The sequence below is a fragment of the Amycolatopsis sp. cg9 genome (assembly GCF_041346945.1).
Taxonomy (GTDB): Bacteria; Actinomycetota; Actinomycetes; order Mycobacteriales; family Pseudonocardiaceae; genus Amycolatopsis.
On the sequence record NZ_CP166850.1, the window covers coordinates 6,133,833 to 6,146,468 of the forward strand.

At 71.9% G+C, this 12,636-nt stretch carries 15 protein-coding genes; 9 read left to right on the forward strand and 6 right to left on the reverse strand.

The genetic code is table 11. From position 1 onward, the window contains the following. Nucleotides 1–4 precede the first annotated feature (4 nt). Nucleotides 5–775 (reverse strand): IS5 family transposase, encoded by a 771-nt coding sequence (locus AB5J73_RS28535; RefSeq protein WP_370961745.1) that lies wholly within the window; start codon nt 773–775, stop codon nt 5–7. Nucleotides 776–822: 47 nt separating this feature from the next. Next, complete coding sequence (locus AB5J73_RS28540) at nt 823–1,992, reverse strand: MFS transporter (protein ID WP_370961746.1); 1,170 nt, start codon at nt 1,990–1,992, stop codon at nt 823–825. A 73-nt stretch (nt 1,993–2,065) separates the two neighbouring features. Between AB5J73_RS28540 and AB5J73_RS28545 the strand changes: the two genes are divergently transcribed. Beyond that, a complete protein-coding gene (locus AB5J73_RS28545; RefSeq protein WP_370961747.1) occupies nt 2,066–2,596 on the forward strand; it encodes an ABATE domain-containing protein in 531 nt (176 codons plus the stop codon). Between the two features lie 52 nt (nt 2,597–2,648). Here the strand turns inward: AB5J73_RS28545 and AB5J73_RS28550 are convergent, their stop codons facing one another. Continuing rightward, nucleotides 2,649–3,083, reverse strand: coding sequence for an OsmC family peroxiredoxin (locus AB5J73_RS28550; protein WP_370961748.1), 435 nt, complete (start codon nt 3,081–3,083; stop codon nt 2,649–2,651). Next, nucleotides 3,070–3,528 carry a MarR family winged helix-turn-helix transcriptional regulator gene (locus tag AB5J73_RS28555; protein WP_370961749.1) on the reverse strand — a complete coding sequence of 153 codons (459 nt, stop codon included), beginning with the start codon at nt 3,526–3,528 and terminating at the stop codon, nt 3,070–3,072. The genes AB5J73_RS28550 and AB5J73_RS28555 overlap by 14 nt, the downstream gene beginning before the upstream one ends. An 80-nt stretch (nt 3,529–3,608) precedes the next feature. On the opposite strand from AB5J73_RS28555, the gene AB5J73_RS28560 reads away from it, so the two are divergent. Further along, on the forward strand, nt 3,609–4,112 hold the full coding sequence (locus AB5J73_RS28560) for a DinB family protein (protein ID WP_370961750.1): 504 nt from the start codon (nt 3,609–3,611) through the stop codon (nt 4,110–4,112). Here AB5J73_RS28560 and AB5J73_RS28565 read toward each other — a convergent pair. Both AB5J73_RS28565 and AB5J73_RS28570 read right to left on the reverse strand, forming a co-directional pair. After that, entirely contained in the window at nt 4,099–4,860 is a 762-nt protein-coding gene (locus tag AB5J73_RS28565) for a DUF1295 domain-containing protein (RefSeq protein ID WP_370961751.1), read from the reverse strand. The two genes, AB5J73_RS28560 and AB5J73_RS28565, sit on opposite strands and share 14 nt — an antisense overlap. Beyond that, on the reverse strand, nt 4,860–6,131 hold the full coding sequence (locus AB5J73_RS28570; RefSeq protein WP_370961752.1) for a class I SAM-dependent methyltransferase: 1,272 nt from the start codon (nt 6,129–6,131) through the stop codon (nt 4,860–4,862). The genes AB5J73_RS28565 and AB5J73_RS28570 overlap by 1 nt, the downstream gene beginning before the upstream one ends. A gap of 82 nt (nt 6,132–6,213) precedes the next feature. On the opposite strand from AB5J73_RS28570, the gene AB5J73_RS28575 reads away from it, so the two are divergent. The 7 genes from AB5J73_RS28575 to AB5J73_RS28605 all read left to right on the forward strand — a co-directional run bounded on the left by AB5J73_RS28575 (nt 6,214) and on the right by AB5J73_RS28605 (nt 12,620). Further along, entirely contained in the window at nt 6,214–7,482 is a 1,269-nt protein-coding gene (locus AB5J73_RS28575) for an NAD(P)/FAD-dependent oxidoreductase (RefSeq protein ID WP_370961753.1), read from the forward strand. Beyond that, nucleotides 7,476–8,210 carry a DUF1365 domain-containing protein gene (locus AB5J73_RS28580; RefSeq protein ID WP_370973370.1) on the forward strand — a complete coding sequence of 245 codons (735 nt, stop codon included), beginning with the start codon at nt 7,476–7,478 and terminating at the stop codon, nt 8,208–8,210. Before AB5J73_RS28575 ends, AB5J73_RS28580 begins: the two co-directional genes overlap by 7 nt. Beyond that, nucleotides 8,203–8,808 (forward strand): ECF RNA polymerase sigma factor SigK, encoded by a 606-nt coding sequence (gene sigK / locus AB5J73_RS28585; RefSeq protein ID WP_370961754.1) that lies wholly within the window; start codon nt 8,203–8,205, stop codon nt 8,806–8,808. The genes AB5J73_RS28580 and sigK overlap by 8 nt, the downstream gene beginning before the upstream one ends. A gap of 11 nt (nt 8,809–8,819) precedes the next feature. Next, entirely contained in the window at nt 8,820–9,575 is a 756-nt protein-coding gene (locus AB5J73_RS28590) for an anti-sigma factor domain-containing protein (protein WP_370973372.1), read from the forward strand. Nucleotides 9,576–9,817: 242 nt separating this feature from the next. Next, nucleotides 9,818–11,125 (forward strand): cell division protein FtsZ, encoded by a 1,308-nt coding sequence (gene ftsZ / locus AB5J73_RS28595; protein WP_370961755.1) that lies wholly within the window; start codon nt 9,818–9,820, stop codon nt 11,123–11,125. Between the two features lie 83 nt (nt 11,126–11,208). Then, complete coding sequence (gene pgeF, locus AB5J73_RS28600; RefSeq protein ID WP_370961756.1) at nt 11,209–11,913, forward strand: peptidoglycan editing factor PgeF; 705 nt, start codon at nt 11,209–11,211, stop codon at nt 11,911–11,913. Beyond that, the gene (locus AB5J73_RS28605) at nt 11,910–12,620 is read left to right on the forward strand and encodes a YggS family pyridoxal phosphate-dependent enzyme (protein WP_370961757.1); all 711 of its coding nucleotides are present in this window, start codon (nt 11,910–11,912) and stop codon (nt 12,618–12,620) included. The genes pgeF and AB5J73_RS28605 overlap by 4 nt, the downstream gene beginning before the upstream one ends. The last annotated feature ends 16 nt before the right edge of the window (nt 12,621–12,636 follow it).

Below are 12,636 nucleotides of genomic sequence, written 5' to 3' on the forward strand. Positions count from 1 at the left end.
TAAGTCATCGGAGCCAGAGCACGATGGCGGCGATGGTGAGCTCGGCCTGGTAGTAGGCGGCGCGTTTGGCGTAGCGGGTGGCCAGGCCACGGAACTGCTTGAGCCGGTTGAAGCACCGTTCGACCACGTTGCGCTGCTTGTAGACCTCAGCATCGAAGGCCGGTGGCCGCCCGCCGCGGGAGCCTTTGGCCGCGCGGTGGGCGATCTGGTCATCCCGCTCCGGGCCGACGAACGTGATCTGCCGGTCCCGCATCGCCCGGCGGGTCGAGGGATGCGAGTACGCCTTGTCTGCGATCACCGTCTCCGGCTGGCAGCGTGGCCGGCCTGGCCCGGGGCGGGCGACGCTGATGCCGTCCAGCAGCGGCAGCAGCTGCGGGTTATCTCCGGCTTGGCCGGGGGTGAGCAGGATCTGTACCGGCAGGCCTCGCCCGTCGACGGCCAGGTGGATCTTGGTGCTCAGTCCGCCGCGGGACCGGCCGAGTCCTTCCCCGTCGAGGGCGAGGACTTCGACGGCGTCGTCTTTGACGATCACCCGGTCGAGGATCCGATCCCAGGTGCCGTCTTCGGTCCACAGCCGCAGCCGTTCATGGGCGGTTTTCCAGGGGCCGTAGCGTTCGGGCAGGTCACGCCATGGGGCGCCGGTGCGGAGTTTCCACAGGATCGCGTTGATGACTTGGCGGTGATCACGCCACCGCCGTCCGCCGCCTTGCCGCGGCGGCAGCAACGGTTCAATCACCGCCCATGCCTTATCCGTCAACTCACCGCGACCAACCACCGCGCACAACTACCAGAGGTCCAGCTCAACCGCTTACAGGACACGCCCTAGACGCGCGTGCGGGTCATCCCGGCCAGGCCGAGCAGGGGGAGCACGCCCGCGAAGACGGTGACCGCCGTCCAGCCGCCGAGGTGGTAGGCGATCGAGCCCGCCTGGGAGCCGATCGCGCCGCCGATGAAGAACGTGCCCAGGTAGACGCTGTTGACCCGGGCGCGGGCGGACGGGTCGAGCTGGTAGATCACGTGCTGGCCGGTCACCAGCGTCGTCTGGACCGCCATGTCGACCGCGATCGCGGCGATCGCCAGCAGGACGACGCTGTGCGCGCCGAACCCGGCGAGCGCGAAAGCCGCCGCGCAGAGCACGAAGGCGCCCGCGGTGAGCCGACGGCCGTGGCCGTGGTCCGACCACCGCCCGGCCAGCGGGGCCACCGCGGCGCCCGCGGCACCGGCCAGCGCGAACAGGCCGACGCCGAGCTGGCTGTAGCCGAACGGCGGCGCGGTCAGCACGAAAGCGATGGTCGTCCAGAACGCGCTGAAGGCGCCGAACATCGCCGACTGGTACAGCGCGCGGTGGCGCAGCGCCGGGTGCTTCCGCGCCATGGCGAAGGTCGAGCGGATCAGCTGTCCGTAGTGGACGTCGGTCTTGGGTGCCCGCCGCGGCAGGGTGAACCGCAGCACCGCGGCGAGCGCGGCCATCGCCGCCGCGGAGAGGAGGAACACCACCCGCCAGCTGGTCACTTCGGCCAGGAAGCTCGCGACCACGCGCGAGAGCAGGATGCCGAAGAGCAGCCCGCTCACCACCCGCCCGACGATCCGGCCGCGGATGTCGTCGGGGGAGAGGTCGGCGGCGAACGGGATGAGGATCTGCACGACGACCGACGTCGCCCCGACGAGCAGGGAAGCGATCAGCAGCACGGCGAACCCGGGCGCGACGCCGGTGACGACCAGGCCGGCGCAGGCGACCGCGAGCAGCGTCGCGACGAGCCCCCGGTTCTCGAGCCGGTCCCCGAGCGGGACGAGCAGCAGCATCCCGGCGGCGTACCCGATCTGGGTGGCGGTGACGACCCCGCCGGCGGCGGCTTCGCCGACCCCGAACGTCCCGCGCAGTTCCGCGAGCAGCGGCTGGGCGTAGTAGAGGTTCGCGACCGTCAGTCCACAGGAGACGGCCAGCAGCAGTACGAGCCACCCGGGTGGTGCTTCCTGCTTCGTGTCGGTCATCGTGCTCCCTGGAACCGGTTTGATCGGTTCCCGACGGTACCAGTCAAACCGGTTCCGGCGTACTGTGAGCCCCATGACGGAACGCTTCCGCTCGGGTGCGGGCAGGCTGTGCCTGGACTTCGTTCGCACCCTGCGCTACCGCGGCGCGCCCGCGGAGACGGAGGAGCTCCCGGACGCGGCGGCGTGGGGCGCGTGGATCGACCAGCTGGGCCCGTTTTCCGCGCCGGTCCGCCCGGCCGCCGTGGACGACGCGCGAGCGGCGCGCGAAGCGATTTACGAACTGCTCACCGGCTCCCTGCGCCCGTCGTCGCGTCAGCGGTTGAACCGCTTCGCGGCGCTGCCGGCGCCGGCGCCGTCACTGAACGCCTCGGGCGGCTTGCGCTGGCAGGCCGAGGATCCCGCGGCGGCGATGCTGGCCCTGCTGGCCCGGGACGCGCTGGAGCTGGCGACGTCCCCGGAGCTCGCGCGGGTCCGGCGCTGCGCGGGGCCGGCGTGCGGCGCGCTGTTCCTGGACACGTCGAGGCCGGGCACGCGCCGGTGGTGCTCGATGGAGATCTGCGGCAACCACGCGAAGAAGTCGACTTATCGAGCCAAGGTCCACTGACGCGAAAACGGCCCCCTCGGCCAGAAGGAGGGGGCCGTTTTGGCGACGAACGTCAGTTGAGGGCCGCGTCCATCGTGATCGTGGTGCCCGCCAGCGCCTTCGACACCGGGCAGGTCTTCTCGGCCGTCTCGGCGTACTCGGCGAACTGCTCCGCCGTGACGCCCTCGATGGACGCCCGCAGCGTGATCGCGATGCCGCTGATCTCGAAGCCGCCGCCGGCCGCCGGGCCGAGCGTCACCTCCGCGCTCACGTCGATCGAGTCCGCCGTGATCTTCTGGGCCTCGAGCACGCCCGACAGGTTCATCGCCAGGCACGACGAGTGGGCCGCCGCGATGAGCTCCTCGGGGCTGGTCTGGCCGTCCGGGTTGCCCGCGCGGGTCGGGAACGAGACGGCGAACGTGCCGGCGTTGGACGAGTCCAGCGTGACCTCGCCCTTCCCGTTCTGCAGTCCGCCGACCCAGTGGGTGGTCGCGTCACGGCTGGGCATCAGGGCCTCCAGGTGAGTAGGCGGCGGCCGACGTCGTCAGCCGCCGCAGGGTGTCGATGAGCTGACGCCGCTCGGTGTCGTCGAGGCCCAGCGCGCAGCCGATGGCCGACGGGACGCCGGCGGCGCGCGTGCGCACCGCCCGGCCCGCCTCGGTCAGGCTGATCACCACGGTGCGCTCGTCTTCGGGCAGGCGCGCCCGCGTGAGGAGCCCGTTGGCCTCGAGTCGCTTGAGCAGCGGGGAAAGCGTGCCGTAATCCAGGTGCAGCGCCTCGCCGATCTCCTTGACCGGCCGGGCGTCGGACTCCCACAGCACCAGCAGCACCAGGTACTGCGGGTAGGTGAGACCCAGTTCGCCCAGCAGGGGACGGTAAGCGTCCGTCACCGCGCGCGACGCCGCGTAGAGCGCGAAGCAGGCTTGCTCTTCCAAGAGGAACTCGTCCGGCACGCGATCGAACCTAGCCCACGATTACATCGTGCGCAAGGTATCGGGAAAAACTGTCGGACCCCTCTGGCAGAGTTCCCGCCATGACCCGACCCGAGCGCCCGAAGGTCCCGCTGACCGGCGGCGAGCGCGAAATCCTGACCAGCCAGCTCGACTACCTGCGCGCCACCGTCGCCTGGAAGTCCGAAGGCCTCACCGACGACCAGGCCCGGCTCGTCCACCTGCCCAGCGAACTGACGACCGTCGCCGGGCTGCTCGGCCACCTCACGCTGAACGAGTGGTACTGGTTCGCCGTCGTCGTGGCCGGCGAGGAGGACACCTGGGAAGAACGGCTCAAGGCCGACCCCGACGCCGAGTTCCGGTTCGCCGGGGAAACGCCGCTGCCCCGGCTGCTCGCGGACTACGCGAAGCAGTCCGAGCGCAGCCGGGAGATCGTCGCGGCGCGCGATCTCGACGACCAGGTGACGCACAACGGCGAAACGTTCAACGTCCGCTGGGTGCTCACCCACATGATCGAGGAGACCGCGCGCCACGCCGGTCACTTCGACGTGCTGCGCGAGCTCACCGACGGCCTCACCGGGGAGTGACCTTCTTGGGTGGCAGCGGGAAGAAGCCGCTGGTCCGCTCGACGTAGTGCGCGTACGCGGGGCGCCGCTCCGCCATGCCCTTCTCCAGCATGGGTTTTCCCGTGCCGCGGGCGAGCGTGAACGTCATCGCCACGGGGGAGAGGATCGTCAGCGCGCCCGGCCACGTCGAGCAGGCCAGCAGGTAGAGGCCCCACCACACGCACGCGTCGCCGAAGTAGTTCGGGTGCCGCGTGTAGCGCCACAACCCGGTGTCGAGCACCTTCCCCTTGTTCGAGGGATCGGCCTTGAAGCGGCGCAGCTGGTCGTCGCCGACCGTCTCGAACCCGAAGCCGATCAGCCACACGACGACGCCGAGCCAGCCGAGCACGCCGATCCCCGCGCCGTCCACGGCGAACTGCACCGGGAGGGAGACGAAGTACAGCACCACGGCCTGGAACAGGTAGATGCGCACGAACATCTTCAGCGGCCCGTAGCCCATCCGCGCGTACCGCGGGTCCTCGGGCAGCTTGTGGTTGCGCAGGTGCAGGTGCACCGAGAGCCGCACGCCCCAGACGACCGTCAGGAGGACCACGACGAGCCGGAGGTGCAGCGGGCCGTCGCCGAACGGGAACGCGGCGGCCGCGACGATCGCGAAGCCGAGTCCCCAGAACGTGTCGATCGTGTCGTAGCGCTTGCGCGCCCGCGCGATCCCGAAGGTCACGGCGACCGCCACGAGCGTGACGGCGGCCGTGACGAGCAGCTGCGGCATCAGAGCCACTCCCGGGTCGCCGGCATGCCGCTCACGCCGTGCTCGTCCGGCCGCACGCTCAGGATCTGGTCCACGCCCATCCGGTTCTCCTCGAACGCCAGTGCCCCACCGACCAGGTAGAGCCGCCAGACCCGCGCGCCCGTCTCACCGATCAGCGCGACGACATCGGCCCAGTTCTGCTCCAGGGTGTCGGCCCAGGCGCGCACCGTCCAGACGTAGTGCTCGCGCATCGCGTGCACGTCCCGGACCTCGAGGCCCGCGTTCTCGAGGTGCTCGACCGTCCGGCCCACCGGGCGCATGGTCATGTCGGGGGCGATGTACCGCTCGATGAACGCGCCGCCGCCGGGGGCGACGTTCCCGCGCGACATCTGCTGGATCAGCACGCGCCCGCCGGGCTTGACCATCTTGTGCAGCGTCGCGGCGTAGGTGGGGTAGTTGACCTCGCCGACGTGCTCGCCCATCTCGATCGAGGCGACCGCGTCGAACGGCGCGTCCGGCAGCTCCCGGTAGTCCTGCCGCCGCACCTCGACGCGGTCCTCGAGGTCGTGCTGGGCGAGCCGCCCGCGGATGTGCTGCAGCTGCTCGGCCGAGAGCGTGATGCCGACGGCGTGCACGCCGTGGTGCTTGGCCGCGTGGACCAGCAGCGAGCCCCAGCCGCAGCCGATGTCGAGCAGCCGCATGCCGGGCCGCAGCCCCAGCTTGCGGCAGATCATCTCCAGCTTGTCGTGCTGGGCCTGCTCGATGCCGTAGCCCGGCTCGTCCGAGGTGAAGTACGCGCTCGAGTAGGCCATCGACTCGTCGAGCAGCAGCTGGTAGAAGGCGTTGCCCAGGTCGTAGTGGTGGGCGATGGCGGACTTGTCGCGCAGCAGGCTGTGCAGCTTGCCGGTGAGCCGCGCCTCTTCGGCGGGCGGCTTCGGCGGCGGTCCGACGACGCCGAGCGACGCGGCGAGCTTGACGGCCTCCGCCCAGTCCCGCGGCCCGAGCTTGACCCGGTTCAGCTCCCCCGAGCGGGTGAGCGCCCAGATCCGGCGGAAGCCGTCCGCCAGGTCACCTTCGACATCGAGGTCACCGGTGACGTAGGCGCGGGCGAGACCCAGCTCACCCGGGGCGTAGAGCAGACGGCGGAGGGCGCGGCGGTTGCGGAGCACGACGGTGGGCGCGTCCACTGGGCCGGCGCGGGTTCCGTCCCAGGTCCGCAAGCCCACGGGGAGCTGCCCGCCGAGGAGTTTTCCGGCGAACGAGGCGAGGCGGTGCGCGGTGCTGTTCGGCATGTCCGGGATTCGCTCTCCCCTGCGCGGTGGATTGGTGCCGCGTCCACCCAATCCAGATCCGGCGCGGCGGCGAACCACCGGTGTGGAGATCACGGGAGAACGCATCGCCGTCATCGGCAGCGGGGTGGCCGGGCTGACGGCGGCATACCTGCTGCAACGCAAGCACGAGGTCCTGCTCTTCGAGGCCGACGACCGGCTCGGCGGGCACGCGCACACCCACGACGTGCCCAGTGCCCACGGCGGCACCGTCGGCGTGGACTCGGGGTTCATCGTCCACAACGAGCGCACCTACCCGACGCTGCTCAAGCTGTTCGGGGAGCTCGGCGTGCGCACCCGCGACACCGAGATGTCGATGAGCATCCGCTGCGACGGCTGCGGCCTCCAGTACGCCGGCGCGAAGGGGCTGGCCGGGCTGTTCGCCCAGCGCGGCAACCTCACCCGGCCCCGCTACCTGCGGATGCTCGCCGAAGTGAAGCGGTTCCACCGGCACGCGAAGCGGCTGCTGGCGGCGAACGAAGCGGGGGACGTCACCCTCGGCGCGTTCCTCGCCATCGGCGGCTACACGCGCTACTTCGTCGACCACTTCATGCTGCCGCTGGTGTCGACGGTGTGGTCGGCCGACCGCAGCGACACCCTCCGGTACCCCGCGCGGTACCTGTTCGAGTTCCTCCGCAACCACGGCATGCTGAGCGTCAAGGACTCGCCGGCCTGGCGGACCGTCGTCGGCGGCTCCCGCGAATACGTCGAACGCGCCGCCAAGCAGCTCACCGCGGTCCACCTGTCCACGCCGGTCCGGTCGGTGCTGCGGACCGCGAACGGCGTCGAGATCCGCGACGACGCCGACACGCCGCACCGGGTCGGCAAGGTCGTCGTCGCCACGCACGCCGACCAGGCGCTGGCCCTGCTGGCCAACCCGACCGACGCCGAGCGCGAGGTGCTCGGCCCGTTCCGCTACTCCGCCAACGAAGCCTGGCTGCACACCGACACGAGCGTGCTGCCCTCGCGGGCCGACGCGCGGGCCGGGTGGAACTACCGCGCGCCCGTCTGCGGCGCGCCGACCGGTGCCGTCCAGGTCAGCTACGACATGAACCGGCTGATGCGGCTCGACGAGCCGACCGGCTACGTCGTCACGCTGAACCCGGGCGACGGCCCCGAAAAGGAGCACGTGGTCGCGCGGATGCGGTACGAGCACCCGGTCTACACCCCGGAATCCGTGGCCGCGCAACGCCGGTTGCCCGAGCTCAACGACGGCGTGTTCGCCTACGCCGGCGCCTACCACGGCTGGGGCTTCCACGAGGACGGCTGCTCCTCGGGCGCCCGCGCCGCCGAAAGCCTCGGGGTCGCCTGGTGACGAACGCGCTCTACGACGCCACGGTCGCGCACGTGCGGCGGATCGACCCGCCGCACTCCTTCGCGCACCGCGTGTACCTGTGGCTGGTGGACCTGGACGCGCCGCCGCGGCTGCCGTGGTGGCTGCGGCCGTTCGCCCGGTTCGACCGACGGGACCACTTCGTGGCGGCCGATCCGCGCGGGATCCGGGAGAAGCTGGACGCCTGGCTCGCCGAACGCGGCGTCGACCTGCGCGGCGGCAAGGTCGTCATGCTTGCCGCCGCCCGCGTGCTCGGGTACGTCTTCAACCCGATCAGCGTCTACTGGTGCCACGACCCGGACGGCCGCCTCGAATGCGTCGTGGCCGAGGTCCACAACACCTACGGCGGCCGGCACGCCTACCTGCTGCGCCCGGACGAGGCCGGGCTCGCACGGGCGGCCAAGGAGTTCTACGTCTCGCCGTTCCAGGAGATGGACGGCGAATACCGGATGCGCCTGCCGCACCCGGAAGCGTTGCTCGACCTCACGGTCGCGTTGCGCCGCGGGAGTTCGACGCCGCTGGTCGCTACGCTTCGGGGAGTCCGCCGCCCGGTGGACCCGCGGTGGCTGGCCCGGCTCGTGCTGGCCCGGCCGCTGCTCCCGCAGCGGGTGTCCGCGCTCATCCGCCGCCACGGCGTCGCACTGTGGCTGCGCAAGGCGCCGGTCATCGCGCGCACCCCGCAGAACGCCGGAGGACAGCTGCATGGATGAGCCGGCCCGCCCGCGCCACATGGCGCCGGTGCCCTCCGACGCCGCTCCGGGGCCCACGGCGGAGGAGCTCATGGTGCGCGTCGCCAAGGGCGACGAACGGGCCTTCGAGCTGCTCTACGACCAGTTCGCCGGCCCCATCTTCGGGCTCGTCCGGCGGATCGTGCGCGACGCGGCCCAGTCCGAAGAGGTGGCCCAGGAGGTCCTCGTCGAGCTGTGGCGCACCGCGACGCGGTACGCGCCGGACAAGGGGTCCGCGATGAACTGGGCGATGACGCTGGCGCACCGCCGCGCCGTCGACCGGGTCCGCTCCGCGCGGGCCAGCACCGAACGCGAGCAGAAGGCGACCTTCGAAGCCGCCCGCGGCCGTCCCTTCGACGAGGTCGCCGAGTCCGTCACCGCGCGGCTCGAACGCTCCCAGGTGCGCCGGTGCCTGTCCTTCCTGACCGATCTGCAGCGCGAGTCCGTGCTGCTCGCCTACTACCAGGGCTATACGTATCGCGAGGTGGCCGAAGTGCTGTCGACGCCGCAAGGAACCATCAAGACGCGGCTGCGGGACGGGCTGATCCGCCTGCGGGACTGCTTGGGGGTGACCGCTTGAGCACGCCGGAAATGCACACCCTGGCCGGCGCCTTCGCCCTCGACGCCGTCTCCGACGTCGAGCGCGCCGAGTTCTCCCGCCACCTCGAGCAGTGCGAGTCGTGTGCGCAGGAGGTCGCCGAGCTGCGCGCGACCGCGGCCCGGCTGGGCGCGGCGATGGCCGAGGAGCCGCCGCCGGAGTTCAAGGACCGCGTCCTGGCCGCCATGCACGCCACCCGCCAGCTGCCGCCGCGGCCCCGGCCCGGCTCGCCCGAGCGGCATCGCCGCTCGGTCCGGGCCCCGCGGTGGGCGGTGTTCGCGGCCGCCGCGGCGGCGGTCGTCGGGCTCGCCGCGGGCGGCGTGTTCGGCGGCATCGCGCTCACCCAGCAGCAGCAGCTCGAGACCGCGCAGAGCCGGCTCGACCAGGCACGGGACCGCTACGAGCCGGTGGCGGCGCTGCTCGCCGCACCGGACGCGAAGACCATCCACGGCGAAGCGCCGATCGGCGGCGGCGTGACGGTCATCGCGTCGAAGTCGCTGAACCGCGTCATGGTGATGGACGCCGGGCTGCCGGCGCAGCCGGGCGGGAAGGTCTACGAGGCCTGGCTGATCACCGGCGGCGCCGCGCCGCGCTCGGCCGGGGTGATCGCCGCGGCGGACGACGGCGGCCTGGTCGTGGCCGACGGCGTCGGGGCGGTGGACCGGCTCGCGGTGAGCGTCGAACAGGCGGGCGGATCGCCCAGCGGGGCGCCCACCGAGGTGCTCATGAGCATGCCCGCGCCGGCCTGATCGGGTGCCATAGCAGACGGGGCTCCGGCGGTGATCGCGGCTCCTCGCTCTTGCGCGCTCGAACGTGTTGTGGCAAAACACCTTTGCGACACACGGCGTGCCTACTGGATTAGAGCGTGCCTGGTGCCTACCGTCCTGCCTAACGTCGGCAGTTGACATAACTCTCAATCTGGGGTTGAGGTTGAGAGTCGATCACCGGCCGGCGGGCTGTACGGGCACAACGATCAGGAAGGCGGACTTCGATGACGCCCCCGCACAACTACCTTGCGGTGATCAAGGTGGTCGGCATCGGCGGTGGCGGCGTGAACGCCGTGAACCGCATGATCGAGGTCGGCCTCAAGGGTGTCGAGTTCATCGCGGTGAACACCGACGCCCAGGCACTGCTCATGTCCGACGCCGACGTCAAGCTCGACATCGGCCGCGAACTCACCCGGGGCCTCGGTGCGGGTGCCGCACCCGAGGTCGGCCAGAAGGCCGCCGAAGACCACCGCGAAGAGATCGAAGAGGTCATCAAGGGCGCCGACATGGTGTTCGTGACGGCCGGCGAAGGCGGCGGCACCGGCACCGGTGGCGCCCCGGTCGTGGCGCAGATCGCCCGCAAGCTGGGCGCGCTGACCATCGGCGTCGTGACCCGCCCGTTCACCTTCGAGGGCAAGCGCCGCGGCAAGCAGGCCGAGGACGGCATCCAGTCGCTGCGCAACGAGTGCGACACCCTCATCGTGATCCCGAACGACCGGCTGCTGCAGCTCGGCGACATCGGCGTCTCGCTGATGGACGCGTTCCGCTCCGCGGACGAGGTGCTGCTGTCCGGTGTCCAGGGCATCACCGACCTGATCACCACCCCGGGCCTGATCAACCTCGACTTCGCCGACGTCAAGAGCGTCATGTCCGGCGCGGGCTCCGCGCTGATGGGCATCGGGTCGGCCAGAGGAGAGGGCCGGGCGATCCAGGCCGCGGAGAAGGCGATCAACTCGCCGCTGCTGGAGGCGTCGATGGACGGCGCCCACGGCGCGCTGCTGTCCATCGCCGGCGGCTCCGACCTGGGCCTGTTCGAGATCAACGAGGCCGCCTCGCTGGTGCAGGAGTCCGCGCACCCGGACGCCAACATCATCTTCGGCACGATCATCGACGACTCCCTCGGCGACGAGGTCCGCGTCACGGTGATCGCGGCCGGGTTCGACGCCGGCGCGCCGACGCACAAGAAGCTCGACCCGTCGACCTTCGGCTCCGGCTCGCGCCAGTCGTCGACGACCGCGTCGGCCACGGCCGGCCAGGTCTCGAACCCGCCGACCCCGCCGTCGGGGGCCACGCCGGTGCCGTCCACGGGCAGCTCCGGCTACCCGGTGGCGCCGCCGCGGTCGCACTCGCCGCTGCCGTCGGCGTCCGGCGGACAGCCGTCCGGCGGTCTCCCGCAGCCCGGCGGCGGCTCGCGCGGCTACTCGCCGATCGGCTCCAATGCGACCCAGGGCAGCCTGCCCGGGCGCGCGATGCCGGTGCACGACGACCCGTCGGACGACGAGGTCGACGTCCCGCCGTTCATGCGGCGCTAGAACCGACAGCTGTTCGTGAAGGCCACCTTGCGGAACTCTGAGTTCCGCAAGGTGGCCTTCACGGTGTTTGGGAGGATGAAGGTATGCGGGTTCGGCGAGTGGTGACCACCAGGGCGGGCGGCGCGTCGCGGCCGCCGTACGACACCTTCAACCTGGGGGACCACGTCGGCGACGACGAGGGGAACGTCCACGCCAACCGCAAGCGCCTGGCGGCCGAGCTGGGCCTGGCCGAGGACAAGCTGGCCTGGATGGAGCAGGTCCACGGCCGCACGGCGACCATTGTGGACGGCTCGGAGACCCGCGCCGCCGAGGCGACCGACGCGCTGGTGACCGCGGCCCCGGGCGTCGCGCTCGTGGTCCTGGTCGCCGACTGCGTGCCCATCCTGCTGGCCGACGCCGAGGCCGGCGTGGTGTCCGCGGTGCACGCGGGCCGGGTCGGCACGCGCGTCGGCGTGGTCCCGGCCGCCGTGGCCGCGATGCGGGAGGCGGGCGCCGAGCCGCACCGGATCGAAGCCCTGCTCGGCCCGGCCATCTGCGGCGACTGCTACGAGGTCCCCGCCGAAATGGCCGCCGACGTCGAGAAGCACGTCCCCGGCAGCGCGTGCAAGACCCGCAAGGGCACGCCCGGCCTCGACCTGCGCGCCGGTCTCTGGCGCCAGCTCGCCGACCTGGGCGTCGGCAAGATCGGCGTCGACCCGCGGTGCACGAACGAGGACAAGACGCTGTTCAGCTACCGCCGCGACGGGACGACCGGCCGGATCGCGGGCATCACCTGGGTCGAGGCATGACCGACCGCAAGGCCGAGCTGGCCGCGAACCTCGCCGAGGTCGAGGCGCGGATCGCCGCCGCGTGCCGCGCCGCCGGACGGCCCCGCGACGAGGTCAAGCTGATCGCGATCACCAAGACCTTCCCCGCGTCCGACGCCGCGCTGCTGGCCGAGCTCGGCGTCACCGACGTCGGCGAGAACCGCGACCAGGAGGCCGGGCCGAAGGCCGCCGAGGTTCCCGGGCTGCGCTGGCACATGGTCGGCCGGCTCCAGCGCAACAAGGCACGGTCCGTGGTCGCGTGGGCGCACGAAGTGCAGTCCCTCGATTCGGCCCGGCTCGCCGACGCGCTCGCGAAGGCGGTCCGTGCGGCTCGCGACGCGCAGATACGTGACGAACCCCTCGACGTGCTGATCCAGGCGAGCCTCGACGACGACCCCGAGCGCGGCGGCTGCCCCCTCGACGAGCTGGGCGCGCTCGCCGAGCACGTCACCCACACGGACGAGCTGCGGCTTCGCGGGCTGATGGCCGTCGCGCCGCTCGGCGCCGACCCCGCCGCCGCCTTCGAACGCCTCGCTCGCGCGGGGGAGCGGCTCCGCAAAGATCACCCGAATGCCGCAACCGTGTCGGCCGGGATGAGCCATGATCTCGAGCAGGCGATCACGCACGGCTCGACCTGTGTGCGTGTCGGAACCGCGTTGCTCGGTGGACGCGGTTTAGCCTCGCCGTAGGGAGCTCGCGCGGCCG